The organism is Rhodoferax sp. EU05-FHT12H12 (assembly GCF_058791215.1).
On sequence record NZ_JBYTDI010000006.1, the window covers coordinates 113,781 to 128,530 of the forward strand.

12 protein-coding genes are annotated in these 14,750 nt (G+C 64.1%); 11 read left to right on the forward strand and 1 reads right to left on the reverse strand.

From position 1 onward, the window contains the following. The 11 genes from AC3WS7_RS16405 to AC3WS7_RS16455 all read left to right on the forward strand — a co-directional run bounded on the left by AC3WS7_RS16405 (position 1) and on the right by AC3WS7_RS16455 (position 12,942). Positions 1-822 carry a prepilin-type N-terminal cleavage/methylation domain-containing protein gene (locus AC3WS7_RS16405; protein ID WP_492657121.1) on the forward strand — a complete coding sequence of 274 codons (822 nt, stop codon included), beginning with the start codon at positions 1-3 and terminating at the stop codon, positions 820-822. After that, positions 819-1,223, forward strand: a complete 405-nt coding sequence (locus tag AC3WS7_RS16410; protein ID WP_492657122.1) for a hypothetical protein — start codon at positions 819-821, stop codon at positions 1,221-1,223. Before AC3WS7_RS16405 ends, AC3WS7_RS16410 begins: the two co-directional genes overlap by 4 nt. Further along, positions 1,220-5,464, forward strand: coding sequence for a LamG-like jellyroll fold domain-containing protein (locus AC3WS7_RS16415; protein ID WP_492657123.1), 4,245 nt, complete (start codon positions 1,220-1,222; stop codon positions 5,462-5,464). The genes AC3WS7_RS16410 and AC3WS7_RS16415 overlap by 4 nt, the downstream gene beginning before the upstream one ends. Before the next feature lie 168 nt (positions 5,465-5,632). Beyond that, positions 5,633-6,718, forward strand: a complete 1,086-nt coding sequence (locus AC3WS7_RS16420) for a hypothetical protein (RefSeq protein ID WP_492657124.1) — start codon at positions 5,633-5,635, stop codon at positions 6,716-6,718. 8 nt (positions 6,719-6,726) lie between these two features. Further along, on the forward strand, positions 6,727-7,395 hold the full coding sequence (locus AC3WS7_RS16425; RefSeq protein ID WP_296469372.1) for a PilN domain-containing protein: 669 nt from the start codon (positions 6,727-6,729) through the stop codon (positions 7,393-7,395). Further along, entirely contained in the window at positions 7,392-8,006 is a 615-nt protein-coding gene (locus tag AC3WS7_RS16430) for a hypothetical protein (RefSeq protein ID WP_492657125.1), read from the forward strand. Before AC3WS7_RS16425 ends, AC3WS7_RS16430 begins: the two co-directional genes overlap by 4 nt. Beyond that, positions 8,003-8,443 carry a hypothetical protein gene (locus tag AC3WS7_RS16435; protein ID WP_492657126.1) on the forward strand — a complete coding sequence of 147 codons (441 nt, stop codon included), beginning with the start codon at positions 8,003-8,005 and terminating at the stop codon, positions 8,441-8,443. The genes AC3WS7_RS16430 and AC3WS7_RS16435 overlap by 4 nt, the downstream gene beginning before the upstream one ends. Further along, entirely contained in the window at positions 8,440-10,188 is a 1,749-nt protein-coding gene (locus tag AC3WS7_RS16440; protein ID WP_492657127.1) for a secretin GspD/PilQ domain-containing protein, read from the forward strand. Before AC3WS7_RS16435 ends, AC3WS7_RS16440 begins: the two co-directional genes overlap by 4 nt. Then, positions 10,188-11,087 carry an ExeA family protein gene (locus tag AC3WS7_RS16445; protein ID WP_492657128.1) on the forward strand — a complete coding sequence of 300 codons (900 nt, stop codon included), beginning with the start codon at positions 10,188-10,190 and terminating at the stop codon, positions 11,085-11,087. Before AC3WS7_RS16440 ends, AC3WS7_RS16445 begins: the two co-directional genes overlap by 1 nt. Continuing rightward, positions 11,084-12,172, forward strand: a complete 1,089-nt coding sequence (locus tag AC3WS7_RS16450; protein WP_492657129.1) for a tetratricopeptide repeat protein — start codon at positions 11,084-11,086, stop codon at positions 12,170-12,172. Before AC3WS7_RS16445 ends, AC3WS7_RS16450 begins: the two co-directional genes overlap by 4 nt. Positions 12,173-12,180: 8 nt before the next feature. Continuing rightward, positions 12,181-12,942 carry a substrate-binding periplasmic protein gene (locus tag AC3WS7_RS16455; RefSeq protein ID WP_492657130.1) on the forward strand — a complete coding sequence of 254 codons (762 nt, stop codon included), beginning with the start codon at positions 12,181-12,183 and terminating at the stop codon, positions 12,940-12,942. A 54-nt stretch (positions 12,943-12,996) separates the two neighbouring features. Here AC3WS7_RS16455 and AC3WS7_RS16460 read toward each other — a convergent pair whose 3' ends face one another. Further along, a complete protein-coding gene (locus tag AC3WS7_RS16460; RefSeq protein ID WP_492657131.1) occupies positions 12,997-14,541 on the reverse strand; it encodes a YifB family Mg chelatase-like AAA ATPase in 1,545 nt (514 codons plus the stop codon). Positions 14,542-14,750: the final 209 nt, after the last annotated feature.

Below are 14,750 nucleotides of genomic sequence, written 5' to 3' on the forward strand. Positions count from 1 at the left end.
ATGCGCCACCCTTCCCGTACAACACCCCTGCGCCAGCGTGGCTTCACGCTGGTGGAGTTGGTTATGGTGATTGTGATCATGGGTGTGATCGGCGCGGTGGTGGCCGTGTTCATGCGCAGCCCGATTGATGCCTATTTGGACAGCAACCGCCGAGCGGCGCTGACGGACACGGCCGACACGGCGGTGCGCCGCATCTCGCGGGATGTGCGCAAAGCCTTGCCCAACAGTGTGCGCACCCCCAATCCCCAGTGCCTGGAATTTATTCCCACCCGCACTGGCGGGCGCTACCGAACCGCCGAAACGGTGGCCGGTGACAACACCAGCCTCAACTTTGCGGTAGCCGACACCACGTTCAATATGTTGGGCCAAAACAGCCTGTCCCCCGCAGACCAGCAAATTCAGATCGGGGACACCATTGCCGTCTACAACCTGGGCATTCCAGGGGCCAGCGCCTATTTGGGTAACAACACGGCTGCTGTAAGCAGCGTTACTGATGGAGCGGAGACCACCATTGGTATTGCTGCCAGGCAGTTTCCCCTGGAGTCGGGTGCCCGGCGCTTCCATGTGATTCCTGTGGAAGAACAGGTGGTGGCCTATGTGTGCACGGGCGGCAACCTGCACCGCACGGTAACCACTGGCAGCTTCAACAGTACCTGTCCAGTATCAGGGCCTGTGTTGGCTGCCAATGTGGGGAGCTGCACGTTTGTGTACAACGGCAGTGATTTGCAGCGCAATGGACTCGTGCAGATCCAGCTCGACCTCAACTCCAACAACGAACCCGTGCGTCTGTACCACGAGGTGCATGTGAACAACTCGCCATGACACGCCTTCGTACATTCCAACAAGGGTTTGCCGCTGTGGCCGCCGTGTTTTTGGTGGTCGGGTTGGCGGCTTTGGGCGCTTTTATGCTGTCGTTTTCCAATGCCCAGCAGCTCACCTCGGCACAAGATGTGCAGGGTTCCCGTGCCTACTGGGCGGCGCGTGCAGGGCTGGGGTGGGGGCTTTCCAGCCTGACGGTCAACACTGCTGCTTGTCCATCGCCCAATCCGAGGAGTTTTGTGCTCGATGGCTTTGCCGTCGAGGTCAATTGCACGCTCTCTGTGTACTCGGATGCGGGTGTGAACAACGTGCTTATCTACCGCCTGGTCTCGCGTGCCAGCCTGGGTAATGGTGTTGCCGCAGTAGAGCGCAGTGTGTCGGCGTCTGTGGAGTTTTCACCATGAACATGATGTATTCAATTGCGCGAGCTCTGGTGGTGGGGCTGTTGGCGGCCGCTCCCCAGCTGCATGCGGCCAACTATGTGTTCCCGGGCACCCTGCCCGCAGGGTGCAGCGGTTCTGGCCCTACGTACAGCTGCAGTGCCTTGACGCTGGGCAACAACGACACCATCACCATCAACACGCCCCGCCCAGCAACCATCACCATCAACGGCAATTTTTCCACCAACAACGCCAAGATCAATGCTGCCGGATCGACCGGTAACCTGAGCATCGTGGTCAATGGAACCCTCACGACCGGATACCGTGCGGAAGTGAACGCCAATGTCACGGCAGGGGTGGTCAACGACAGCGGCGGGGAAGTGAAGTTTGGCGGCGACGTGACTGCCAACGCGGGCAACATCCTGCTTGGTTTCAAGACCACGGTGGCAGGCACAGTCACTTCAGGTAGCGGCTCCATCACCATGGGCAACGAAGCGCAAATTGGTGGCTCGGTGGCCAGCACCAGTGGTGCGGTGGTGGTGAAATACCGCTCGGCGGTCACGGGGTCGGTGTCGACCAATGGCACGGTTACCTTGGAAAACGAGACCACGGTGGGGGGCTCGGTGGTGGGGGGCGCGGGCGCCATCAACGTGCAATTCAAGGCAGCCGTGACGGGGTCGGTGGTGAGCACATCGGGCAGCATCACGATGGACAACCAGACCGTAGCCGGTGCCTGCGTGAAGTCATCGGGTTCCGCCTCCATCACGCTCAATTTCCAAGCCAATGTCAACAGTGTGTGCTGTGGTGCCACCTGTGGCAACAGCTGTGTCACCAACAACAGCAGCTTTGCCATGCCGCCGGCCTGCACCTCCCAGATCATCGCGGAATACCGGATGGACGAAGCCTCCTGGAACGGGACTGCTGGTGAGGTCAAAGACAGCAGCGGCAACGGTGCCCATGGCACCGCCAAGATTTCCAATGGTGCTACACCGGTGGCCAGCACCGTGGGGGGGAGTCCGGCCTACATCAACGCCAGCCAGTCCACCTGTCGCTATGGTGAGTTCGACACCACGGCAGGAACGGTGCGAACCTACACCTATGTGGAGCTGCCCTCCATGCCGGTGCTGACCAATGGGTTCAGTGTGACGGCCTGGATACGCTCCACCGATGTGACCGCCAGTGGCCAGCGCATTTTTGTGCGTGACGATAACCAGAATGGCTGGGCGATCAGCCTGGGCGACGGTGGGGCGGGCAAGTTGCGCTTTTTCAACCGCAGCACAGCCAACGCAGGCGCCGTGACCGGTGGTACCAACCCCAGTGCAGGCGCCTTCGCCATCGACACGCCTGCCGTCATCAATGCCAACACCTGGTATTTTGTGGCGGCCACTGTGAATACCGTGAGCAAGACCATCACGGTGTACGTCTACAGCAATACGGGGGCCCAGCTGGCCAAGGCCAGCTCCCTGTATTCGGGCACCTGGTCTGATGGCACGGGCATGGCAGCCATCGGGGGCGAAACGGCAGCATCCAGTGAAGGGCAGACCGCAGCCTTCCACTTCAGGGGCAATGTGGATGAAGTGGCATTTTTTACGGGTGTGCAGACCCAAAGCCAGATTGAAACCCGGCTGACCCAGGTGCGCACCTGCACCGCATCGCAAACTTGCATCGTGGACGATTTTGCCAGCGGGACCCTCAACGGCAGCCTCTGGAATCCGGTGACCATTGGCGGCAACTTTTTGCCGCAGGTGGTGGACGTGTCCGGGCAAAAGCGCCTGCGCCTGACCACGGCGGGAACCAACCAGGCCACGCTTGTGCAGCTCAAAAAGTGGTTTCCGGGCGCAGGCAACAAAATCGTCGTGCAGTTTGACCACTATGCCTATGGCGGTAACGGAGCCGATGGCGTGGGAGTGGTCTTCTCGGATGCCAGCGTGGCGCCTGCGCCGGGCGGCGATGGCGGGTCCTTGGGGTACGCACAGAAAAATGTGTCCAGTGGATATGCGGGTGGCTGGCTGGGCGTAGGGATTGACGAGTACGGCAACTTCCCCAACCCCACAGAAGGCCGTCTTGGCTACCCCGCCGGTTGGACGCCCCCGGCGGGTGCCGCAGTCGCCGCAGGGTTTTATCCAGACAGCGTCGCCGTGCGAGGCAGTGGCTCGGGTACTACCGGGTATCGCTTGCTGGCCAACAGTGGCGCCTTGGCGCCCGAAATTTGGACCAACTCCAACAACTCGGCATCGCTGCAGAAGTACCGCATCACGATTGACAACACCAACAACGTCAATGCCTATGTAACGGTGCAGCGGGATACCACGGGGACCGGCGGTAGTTACACCACCGTCATTCCCACCTTCGATGCGCGTGGCGCCAACAGTCTGCAAGCCGCAGTACCGGCCAACTGGTTGGTGTCATTCACCGGGGGAACGGGTGGCTCCACCAATGTTCACGAGTTGGCCAACATCAGCATTTGTGCCACCTATATGAACGACCCGGGGGGATCTTCGGATGCCAGTGCCTTTGACTGCCTGGAGACAGGAGCCAACGCCACCTGGAGCCCGACCGTCCGCAAGCCGCTCTATACGAAGCGGGCCGGAGAGAACTTCAGCATGGACATTGCTGCCCTCAAGGCCGACGGAACCCTGGAGAGCAATTACGTGGCCGCAGGCGGCAACACCAAGTACGTGCGTGTTGAGTTGTTCAACGATGCTGCGAGCCCTGCGCCCGCGTGTTCGGCGTACAGCGCTCCGGTGGCCAGCCAGACGGTGTCGTTCGCGTCGGGCACTTACTCGGGGTCGGCTGGACGCGCGTTGTCCGGCAACTTCAACCTGGCTGCCACCTATTCCAAGCTGCGCTGCCGTGTGCGCGAGTGCACCGACAGTAGCTGCGGCAGTTTCACCGCGGTGGCGCCTGCCTGTTCTTCGGACCAATTTTCAGTGCGTCCCAGTGCGGTCACCTTGGTCACCTCTGCCACCGCCGCAGCGCCCTCCACCACGGCAACTCCCGCCATCCGCGCGGGTGCGAACTTCACCTTGGCGGCAACGACAACACCGGCGACTTACACCGGAAACCTGGTGCTGGACACCGGAAAGCTCAGCGCCCAAACCACGACCCAGGCCAGCACCCAGGCCAGTGGTGGTGTGGTGGGTACCTTGTCGGCCAGCACTGTGCCGGCCAATGTGACGGCGGGCAGCGCCACGTATTCCGAAGTGGGGTATGTCTATCTGGCTGCCGGGGCTTACCGTGATGATGCTTTGACGGCAGTGGACGCCGCGCAGGGTGATTGTGTGACGGACACCACCAATGGCAAGAACCTCTCGGACTCCCTGGATGGTGGCAAGTACGGGTGTGCCGTGGGCAACACTGCAGCGGTATCGCTGGGGCGCTTTTACCCGGACCACTTCACCATCTCCGCACCCGTTGTGGCACCGTTCTGTTCTGCCACGGCCACCACATTCACCTACTTTGGCCAGGATGGCTTTGGCACCAACTTCACCATGACGGCCCAAAACGTGGGCAATGGCACCACCCAGAACTACCGGGGCGTGTTTGCCAAGTTTGTGACCACGGGGTACGGCAATTACGGGTTTACAGGCTCCACCTTGCCCGCCGGGTCGGCCCTGCAGAGCAGTGCCGCCGCACCCACCGGCACATGGACTGACGGCGTAGCCGCCATCGTGGCGCGGCACCAGGTCAGCCGCCCGACCAGCCCTGCAGCAGACACGCTGCTGACGGTGAATGCCGCCCCCAGCGATGGCGAGGTGTCCGCCAGTGCCGCCACGGCGGTAGGCACCAATGTCCGCCTGCGCTATGGCCGCCTGCGCATGCAGAACGCGTATGGGTCGGAGCTATTGGCGTTGCCGGTGCCGCTGGAGGCGCAGTACTGGAATGGCAACTTTTATGTGGTCAATGCCGATGACAGCTGCACCACCCTGCCCATGGGCAGCATCGTGATGTCAAATTTCACGGGCAATCTGCAGGCCTGTGAGACGCAAATTACACCCACAGGGACGCAGACGCTTGTCAACGGACGCATACCCGGAGGGCTGGTATTGACCCGTCCGGGCAGAGATAACGCAGGAGTCAGCAACTCCGGTAGCGTCGACCTGGCCATCAATGTCACGGCGACCGCTGCAGGCAATACCTGCGTGGGGTCCACGCCCAGCGCAGCCACGGCTGCCAACCGGCCCTGGTTTGGCCCCAATCTGGGCGGCCGTGCCACTTTCGGCATTTACCGCAGTCCGCTGATCTATCTGCGGGAGAACTATTAGGTACCAACGAGAAAACCTCCACTCCTGTGAAATACTGCCTCTAAAGGCTGTCATGATTGCGCAACCAGCTATTAAAATGAGAGCAAGCCGCTCCGCCCCGTCACCCAACATGATCGAAGCAACGCTCCATTGCACCCTGTGTGTTTCCGCCCGGAAGGCCCGCTGACCATGCGCTGGCCCTGGCAACGCAAGTCTTCGGCGGACCTGCTGGTCGTTTCATGGTCCGACCAGACCTTGGCCTATGTGCGGGCGCGCCCGGTCGGCCGTGGCTATGAAGTCACTGGCATGGGTGTGGAGCGCCAAGGGGGCGCCGGCCGCGAGGACTTGCTGCAGCGCTTGCAGGCCTTGGGCCTGAAGGGCCTGCAAGCCCACATCATGCTGCGCCCCGAGCAGTACCAGTTTTTGCAGATCGACGCTCCCGCCGTGCCACCCGAAGAGCTGCGCGCTGCCGCCCGCTACCAGGTGCGGGACTTGGTGAACTCCCATCTGGACGACATCACCCTGGACGTGATGCGGTTAGGCGATGGCCAGGAAAAAGGTCAGGCGCACCTGTTTGTGGTGGCCACCCAAAACACCGTGGTGCGCGACGCCATGGCGCTGGCCGATGCCATGCAGTGGGACGTGAGTGTGATTGACGTCCAGGAGACCGCACAGCGCAACCTGCAAAGCTTGGTGGCGCAGGGTGACGGCAGCACGGAGCGGGCCACTGCGGCGCTGGTGCTGACCGATGGCAAGCAGGCCCTGCTCACCATCAGCGCCAATGAAGAGCTGTATTACACCCGGCGCCTGGAGCTGCCCGACGGTTTCATGGCCATGGCCTGGGGGCAGGGCGGTGTGGCTGCGGCCCCGGAGAGTTACACCCCGGTGAGCGAATACGTGCCCGACTACAGCGTGGGCGGTGTCGCCTATGGCAACGACTATTCCGATGCACGTAGCTCGGCTCCCGGTTTGGGGGTTGGTAACGCGGCCCAGGCCGACCATGAACGGGCCCAGCGCCTGGTGGTGGAAGTGCAGCGTTCGCTGGACTTGTGGGAGCGCTCCTGGACCCAGTTGCACCTGGCTGGGGTCCGTGTGTTTGCAGGCGCCCGCTCCCAAGAATTGGCCGATTGGCTGGGGCGCGAAATCGGGCAAACCGTGGGCGTGCTGGACATTGCCACGCAGTGGACGGGTTTGCCGCCCATGGACACGGAAGATGCCGCGTACTGTCTGCCCTTGGTCGGTGTGCTGTTGCGCACCGAAGTCCGCAATCTGTAGGACCGACCATGCCGCAGCAAATCAACCTTTGTACTCCCCTGTTGTTGGCGCCCAAGCGCTATTTTTCTGCGCAGACCATGGCGCAGGCGCTGGCCGTCTTCGTGGTGTTGGGCGGCGGTCTGTGTGCGGCTTGGGTCTGGAACCTGGGCCGCAGCGCCGCAGAGATGGCGCAGCTCAAGGCGAGCCAGGCCACGGAGCTGGCGAGCCTGCAATCGGCCCTGCTGGCCAATGCCGCCAGTGCGGCTCCGCTGAGCCCGGACTTGCAAGCCCAGGTGCAAAGCCTGCGCAGCCAGGTGCAAGCCCAAGAGAAAGTGCTGCTGGCCTTGCAAGAGGGGCGTATGGTGCCTGGCGCAGCGCACTCAGACCGGTTGGCCTTGGTGTCACGCAGCATCCCCGGGCCGGTGTGGCTGACCGGGGTGGATGCTGATGCAACACGCTTGGAAGTGACGGGCTACACCCTGGAGCCTTCGGCCTTGAATGAATGGGTAAATCGGCTCGCCTTCAGCCCGCTGATGCAGGGCCTGCGCCTGGCCACGGTCAAAGTACAGAGCGCACGCTTGGCCAAGGCGACGGCCGAGGCCACGGCAGCCCCCACCGGGCGCGAGGCCTGGTCATTCACGCTGGTGAGTGCCCAACCACCGGCGCCGGTGGTGTCCGCGGCAGGAGGCACCCCATGAAACATTGGTGGCTCCAGCAAAGTGCACGTATTGATGCCCTGAGCCTGCGGGAGCGGGCGTTTGTGTTTGTGTCGGTGATTGCCTGCTGCCTGGCTCTGGCCGATGTGTTGTGGTTGTCTCCCGCAGCGGGCGCTCACCAGTTGCAAACCCAGCAATACGCTGCCCAGAATGCCGAGTTGCAGCGCCTGCGCACCGAATTGCAGAAGGCGCCCAAGCCCGTGGATGTGAACTTGCCGCTGCGCACCGAGGTGGCCGCCTTGCAGCAAAAGCTGGCGGAGTTGCAGGGTCGCATTGCGGCCGACGCTGACAGCGGCAGCCCGGCCCTGGAGCCGGTGTTGGCGGAGTTTTTGCGCCGCCGCGAGGGCCTGACCTTGTTGTCCACGGCCACGCTGGCCGCTGGCGCTGCCGCAGGCAAGGACAGCGCGGTGCCTGGCATCACCCGCCGCGGGGTCGAACTCAAAGTCTCTGGCCCCTACGGAGAATTGCTCAAATACGTCAAAAGCCTGGAGCAGGCCCTGCCGAATTTGCGATGGGGGCCCATGCAACTGCGCAGTGAAAAACAGCCGCCCGAATTGACCCTGCAGGTGTTTGTGCTGGAGGTGCAACCATGACGTACATGCGTTGCCTTGCACGTGCGGTGGCCGTGGGCACATTGGGGGGGCTGCTTGCCATGGCGGCCCATGCGCAAGAGTTCAGAGACCCGACCACGCCGCCGCCTGAGGCCAGCACCCTGCCCGGAGGCGCTGCGGGTGCTGCGCCTGCGCCCGGGATGGCGGTGGTGGTGCGGGACGGCAAGCCCCACCTGGTGGTGGGCACACGCCTGGTGGCTGTGGGCCACAAGGTGGGAAACGCCAAACTGGAACGCATCACCGAAACCGAGGTGTGGCTGCGGGATGGCAAACAATTGACCAAGGTGCCCCGCTTTGGAGGCATCCAGCGCAGTGTGTCCAAGCCTGCTGTACCTTGTGCGGCGCCGGTCGCCAAAGCCCGTAGCCGATCCCAATCTGTCGTGACCCCCGCAGCTCCCTGCGCAGGAGTGAAACCGTGAAGTCCCGCCCCATGAAAGAATTTGTCGTCCTGTCTTCCACCCCACGCCGACCGGCGCTGGCTGTCTGGTCCTTGCTGGGTGTTGGGGTGCTCAGCGGCTGCGCTGCGCTGGACCGCCCATTGCGCACCCCCGATGTGAGTGCTGCTGTGCGCGCGGAGTTGCCCGCGGCGGCGCCCAGCGCGGTGGTGCCCGCCAAGGTGTCCGATGCGCTGGCTGAACCGGCCCCGCCCCCCGTTGCCTTGCCCCCCGAGCCTCGGCTGGACCTGCTGGTCAACAATGCACAGGCGCGCGAGGTGTTTCTGGCCATCGTGGCAGATACGCGCTACAGCATGCTGATGCATCCCGATGTCGCGGGCACCTTGTCCGTCACCCTGCGGGGCGTGACCGTGGCGGAGGCACTGGAAGCCATCCGCGACGTGTATGGCTACGACTTCAAGATCGATGGCCGCCGCATCACTGTCTACGCACCAACCTTGCAGACCCGTGTGTTCACGGTCAACTACCCCACCTCGCTGCGCTCGGGCAGCAGCGAGTTGCGAGTGTCCTCCGGGGCGGGTCTGCAAAGCACCACCGCAGGCACGTCCTCGACGTCTGCCAATAGCACCGCAACGACCACCCAGCAGCCGGAAAACAGCCGCGTCTCCACCACCTCGCGTTCCGACTTCTGGGGTGAGTTGGCCGCATCGGTGCGCAGCCTGGTGGGCACGGGCGAGGGACGCAATGTGGTGTCCAGTCCGCAAGCCGGCATTTTGGCCGTGCGTGCCATGCCCGAAGAATTGCGACAAGTCGACAAGTTTTTGAAAGCCACCCAGGCCTCGGTGGAGCGCCAGGTCATGCTGGAAGCCAAAGTGGTGGAGGTGGAGCTGCGCGATGGTTACCAAAGCGGCGTCAACTGGGGCGCCATGGGGAGCGATGTGAATGGGCAGGCCGCAGTGGGCGTGATTGGCAGTGGCGTGACCAGCACCAATGCCTTCGTGCAAGGCACCACCACCATCAACGGCGCGGTAGCCTTCCCGGCGGTGGCCAGCGGCGGTGGCCTGTTTGGCTTGGCGCTGGCCACCAGCCAGTTTGGTGCTGTGCTGGGGTTTCTGGAAACCCAGGGCGATGTGCAGACCTTGTCCAGCCCGCGCCTGGCCACGCTGAACAACCAGAAAGCGGTGCTGAAGGTGGGCTCTGACGAGTTTTACGTGACGGGCGTGACCGGTGGTACCTCCACCAGCAGCTCCACCACGACCAGCAGCAACACCACGATGCCTACCGTGACCCTGACACCGTTTTTCTCGGGCATCTCGCTGGACGTGACGCCGCAGATTGACGATGGCGTGAATGTCACCTTGCATGTACACCCCTCGCTCACCACCGTGACCGAGAAGACCAAACAGGTGGACTTGGGCAGTGTGGGCAACTACCGCTTGCCACTGGCGTCCAGCAGCGTGAATGAAACCGACACGCTGGTGCGTATCCAGGACGGCAATATTGTGGCGATTGGCGGGCTGATGCAGCTGGAGTCCAGCCGCAACGCCTCGGGCATTCCGGGCACTACCGGCATGCCGGGGCTGGGGGCCTTGTTTGGCAATCGCGCCACGCAAGGCCGCAAGAAAGAAGTGATCGTGCTGATCAAGCCGACCATCATCCGCTCTGCCGCGGATTGGGAAGCCCAGGGCCGCCGCACACGCGCCGCGCTGGACGACATGGATGCCGCGCGTGCGCGCGTGATCCAGATCGACGGCAACCAAGTCAAGTGATGTACCTGGGGCACTTTTCGCTGCGGGAGGCCCCGTTTTCCATCACGCCGGATACGGATTTCTTCTTCGCCCACGAAGGCGCCCAGGCCTCGTTGAACATGCTGCTGGTGGCCTTGCGCAGTGGCGAGGGTTTTCTCAAGGTGGTGGGTGAGCTGGGCTGTGGCAAGACCGTGTTGTGCCGCCAACTGCTCAAGACCTTGCAGGGCGAGTGTGTCACTGCCTACATCCCCAATCCCGACATGGGACCGGACGATTTGCTGGTGGCCTTGTGCCGAGAGTTGGGGCAGCCTGTCCAATTGCCCGTGTTGCGCCACCAACTGATGGCTACGTTGGCCCAGTGCCTGCTGGCGCATGCCGAGCAAGGCCACCGGGTGGTGGTGTGTATCGACGAGGCGCAAGCCATTCCGGTGCGGACGGTCGAGAGCTTGCGCCTGCTTTCGAACCTGGAAACCGAAAAACGCAAGCTGCTGCAACTGGTGCTGCTGGGGCAGCCAGACCTGGATGACAAACTTGCGCGGCCAGAAATTCGCCAGCTCTTGCAGCGCATCACCTTCAGCGAATACCTGGGCCCCATGCACGCTGCGCGTGTGCAGGGCTACCTGGTGCATCGCTTGCAACGTGCGGCACAGGGGGAGGCTACCGATACCGATGTGTTCACCCCGGCCGCCGCACGCGCCATTGCGCAAGCCAGTGGTGGTGTGCCCCGCCTGATCAATATCCTGGCCCACAAATGCCTCATGCTGGCCTACGGGGAAGACCGGCACCGGGTCACCGCCGCCCATGTGCGCATGGCCGCACGGGACACGCCGGGGGTGGCGCGGCACCCCCCGTGGTGGCGCCGACTGTGGCCGGTGTCGGGCGCGCGGCACCTGCGCAGTACCCAAGGAGAGTGGGAATGAGCGTCATCAACAAAATGCTGCGCGACCTGGACCAGCGCCAATCACCCGCTGCAGGGGCCGCAGACCCGCTGCGCCGCCACACCGCCAGCGTGGCGGCGGTGCCTGCGCGGCGCCCTTCACCCGCCTTGCGCTGGGCCACAGGGCTTCTGCCCCTTGCCGCGCTGGTGGCGGGGGGCTTTGTTTGGTGGAGTTTGCAGCAAGCGCCGCTTGTCCCTGCTCCGCCGTCGCCAGTGCCACAGGTGCCATCCGTGGCAGCTCCTGTTGTGCCGGAGGCTGTGGCCGTAGCTTCCGACCCGGCGCCGGTGGCGGATACCCAGCCCACGTCGGCGCCCGCGGTGGTGGCGACGCCACTGCCCGCCCCGGTGGGGATTGCGTCTTCTGGGCCGGTCCGCTTGGGTTTGCGCATGGATGCAACCTTGTCCAGCTTGGTGGCCCCGCCACCGCCTGCAGTGGAGGCGCTGGCGGCGCCGGCCAAGGCTGTACGTGCCGCTGCCAGTGCGCCTCAGGCCGCACCGACCCCTGCGACCCAGACGCCTGCCAAGCCCCAGCCAGCGGCTGTGGACACCGCACCGGCCGGGCGCCCTCAACAAGCCGGGCGGGAAGCGCTGGCCCAAGCCCAGGCCTTATGGGCCAGCGGGGCGCGGGACACCGCCATCAGCACCCTGCAAGAGGCCGTGGCCACGGCAGAACGCAGCCCGCCGGGAGCGGTCAGCGCAAGCCTGGTGCCGATGGTGCGCGAACTCGCCCGCATGGAACTGGCCGAAGGCCGCCCTGCCGTCGTGTGGGAACTGCTGACCCGCCTGGAGCCCCAGTTGGTCAACCAGCCCGAGCTGTGGGCCTTGCGCGCCAACGCTGCACAGCGTCTGGGGCGTCACCAGGACAGTGTGCAGGCGTACACCACCGCCCTGCAATCGCGCCCCAGCGAGCAGCGCTGGCTGCTGGGGGCCGCCGTGTCTCTGGCTGCGCTGGGCCAGACCGTACCTGCGGCCGAGATGGCGGAAAAAGCCAGAAGCGTGGGACCGGTCAGTCGCGAGGTACTGGCATACTTGCGCCAACAGGGAGTACCGTTGACTGACCGACCGTGAGGTTTGTGATGCACGTTTGCCTGTCTGCCGGAGCCAGGGTGTGGGGGATTTGCAGCCTGGTCTTGGGCTTGGCGCTGTCGGCGCAGGCCCAGCCCGCCAGTGTTGAACTGGTCACGGGCGAGTACCCGCCGTTTTCCAGTGAAGATGCGCCCGCCATGGGCGTGTTGTCCGAGGTGGTGGTCGCCGCCTTCCAGGATCAGGGGGTGAGCACCCAGGTGCGTTTCATGCCTTGGCAGCGCGGTTATATGGAGACCCGCAACGGCCTGCACACGGGTACCTTTCCTTACGTCAAAAACGAAGAGCGTCAGCGCGATTTCTGGTTTTCGCAGCCGCTGTACCCGGATGTGGTGCGCATCTTTGTGCTTGCGGATGCCGACCCGACCTTGGGCTGGGCGGGCCAGTCGGTCTGTGTGCCCCAGGGCTACAACATTGCCCGGGTGGCGCCATTTATCGAAAACCAGCAGGCCCGCATGGAGCGCCCACCGGACATGCTCAATTGCTTCCAGATGCTGCAGCGCGGGCATGTGCGGGCGGTGTGGTGCAGCGAGATGGTGGCGGAGTTTGTGACGCGTGACCTGCGCCGCGAGGGCCTGCGCCTCAAGCCCTTGACGCTGGGGCTGGAGTATCCGGTAGAGCTCTACCTCATCATCTCGCGCCAGCTGCCACAGGCGCAACAGTGGATAGAGCGCTTCAACACCGGCCTGGCCCGGATCCAGAAGAACGGCACCTACGGCAAAATCCTGGTGCGCCACAAAATACAAGCCAAATAAGGCTGTAGGCCCCGTAGATATTGCGTAAGCAGCTACAAAAACAATAGCAAAAAATCAAGAGCCCGTGCGCAGCACCCGCCGGTACTGCATGGCCTCGGCCACATGGGCGAGGGCGGTGGTCTCGGCGCTGGCCAAGTCGGCAATGGTGCGGGCGATTTTCAGCGTGCGGTGGGTGCTGCGGGCCGACCAGCCCAGTTGGGCGGCGGCGGCTTGCAAAAACTTGGCGGCCGCCGCATCGAGTTGGGTGTGGGTGTCAATGGCCTGCCCACTGAGGGCTTGGTTGGGCACGCCCTGGCGCGACAGGGCGCGGCTGCGGGCCGCACTGCAGCGGTTGCGGATGCTCTCGGTTGACTCGCCTGCCGGGCTGCCCAGCAACTCGTGGGCGGGCAGGGCGGGTACCTCGATGTGCAGGTCAATGCGGTCCATCAGCGGTCCACTCAGCTTGGCCTGGTAGCGGTGTACCTGGTCGGGCGTGCAGCGGCAGCTGTGGCTGGGCGAGCCCTGGTAGCCGCAGGGGCAGGGGTTCATGGCAGCAATCAATTGGAAGCGCGCCGGGAACTCTGCCCGCCGTGCGGCCCGGGCGATGGTGATGCTGCCGGTCTCCAGTGGCTCGCGCAGGGCCTCCAGGGCGGCCCTCGGGTATTCGGGCAGTTCGTCCAGAAAAAGGACGCCGTGGTGCGCCAAGGAGATTTCGCCAGGGCGTGGCGGTGAGCCGCCTCCCACCAAAGCCACGGCGCTGGCCGTGTGGTGCGGGCTGCAGGTGGGGCGCTGGCCCCAGCGCTCCATGGCGAAGCGGCCGCACAGGCTGCCAATGGCGGCGCTTTGCAAGGCCTCGTCGGTGTCCATGTCGGGCAGCAGTCCGGCAAAACGGTGTGCCAGCATGGACTTGCCGGAGCCTGGCGGACCCACGAGCAGCAGCGAATGCCCACCTGCGGCGGCAATTTCCAGTGCGCGTTTGGCGCCAGCCTGGCCCTTGACGTCGGCCATGTCGGGGCCGCGTAGCTGCAGGCCAGGGGGCGCACCCAGCACGCGCACCCAGCCATCGGGGTCTTCCGGGGTGGGCGGTGCGTCTTGTGCAGGGGGTGGCGCAAAGTGGCGCACCACATCCAGCAGATGGCGGGCACGCACCACATGGGAGTCTGGCACCAGGGCGGCTTCTTCGGCGCTCTCGGGGGGGAGCACCAAACGGGTGCTGACCTGGGCGGTGCGCAAGGCCAGCGCCATGGCCAGGGCGCCGCGCACCGGCCGCAGCGCGCCCGACAGCGACAACTCACCGGCAAACTCGTACTGGGCCAGCGCGGCGCCATCAATCTGGCCGCTGGCCGCCAGAATACCCAGTGCGATGGGCAGGTCCAGGCGGCCCGAGTCTTTGGGCAGGTCGGCTGGCGCCAAATTGACGGTGATGCGCTTGTTGTGGGGGAATTCGAGGCCGCTGTTCTGGATGGCGCAGCGCACGCGCTCACGGGCTTCTTTCACTTCCACGTCGGCCAGACCGACCAAGCCAAAGCTGGGAAGGCCATTGGCCAGATGCACCTCGACCGTGACTTGTACCGCTTCCAGCCCCAGCAGGGCGCGTCCCTGCACCAAAGACAAGCTCATGGACCCGTACTCCCAAAATGGTGCGCTGCATCGCAGTGCATGCCCAGCGGTTGCACCAATGGCGTGCATGCTGTATTTATATACAGGCATGTTACTCCTGTTGGTGCTGCTTGGGCCGTGGCCTCGCGAAATAGAGGGTTTTTAAACTTGGCATGCCTTCTGCTTTATGGGGTGTATCTCCAGACCCATGGAGAGGCAGACCAGCCAGA

What these genes read in the sequence shown, in the direction of transcription:
- AC3WS7_RS16455 (WP_492657130.1), top strand. Translation starts at nt 12,181, where the DNA reads ATGCACGTTTGCCTGTCTGCCGGAGCCAGGGTGTGGGGGATTTGCAGC.
- AC3WS7_RS16460 (WP_492657131.1), bottom strand. Translation starts at nt 14,541, where the DNA reads ATGAGCTTGTCTTTGGTGCAGGGACGCGCCCTGCTGGGGCTGGAAGCG.
- AC3WS7_RS16415 (WP_492657123.1), top strand. Translation starts at nt 1,220, where the DNA reads ATGAACATGATGTATTCAATTGCGCGAGCTCTGGTGGTGGGGCTGTTG.
- AC3WS7_RS16445 (WP_492657128.1), top strand. Translation starts at nt 10,188, where the DNA reads ATGTACCTGGGGCACTTTTCGCTGCGGGAGGCCCCGTTTTCCATCACG.
- AC3WS7_RS16430 (WP_492657125.1), top strand. Translation starts at nt 7,392, where the DNA reads ATGAAACATTGGTGGCTCCAGCAAAGTGCACGTATTGATGCCCTGAGC.
- AC3WS7_RS16425 (WP_296469372.1), top strand. Translation starts at nt 6,727, where the DNA reads ATGCCGCAGCAAATCAACCTTTGTACTCCCCTGTTGTTGGCGCCCAAG.
- AC3WS7_RS16420 (WP_492657124.1), top strand. Translation starts at nt 5,633, where the DNA reads ATGCGCTGGCCCTGGCAACGCAAGTCTTCGGCGGACCTGCTGGTCGTT.
- AC3WS7_RS16450 (WP_492657129.1), top strand. Translation starts at nt 11,084, where the DNA reads ATGAGCGTCATCAACAAAATGCTGCGCGACCTGGACCAGCGCCAATCA.
- AC3WS7_RS16435 (WP_492657126.1), top strand. Translation starts at nt 8,003, where the DNA reads ATGACGTACATGCGTTGCCTTGCACGTGCGGTGGCCGTGGGCACATTG.
- AC3WS7_RS16405 (WP_492657121.1), top strand. Translation starts at nt 1, where the DNA reads ATGCGCCACCCTTCCCGTACAACACCCCTGCGCCAGCGTGGCTTCACG.
- AC3WS7_RS16410 (WP_492657122.1), top strand. Translation starts at nt 819, where the DNA reads ATGACACGCCTTCGTACATTCCAACAAGGGTTTGCCGCTGTGGCCGCC.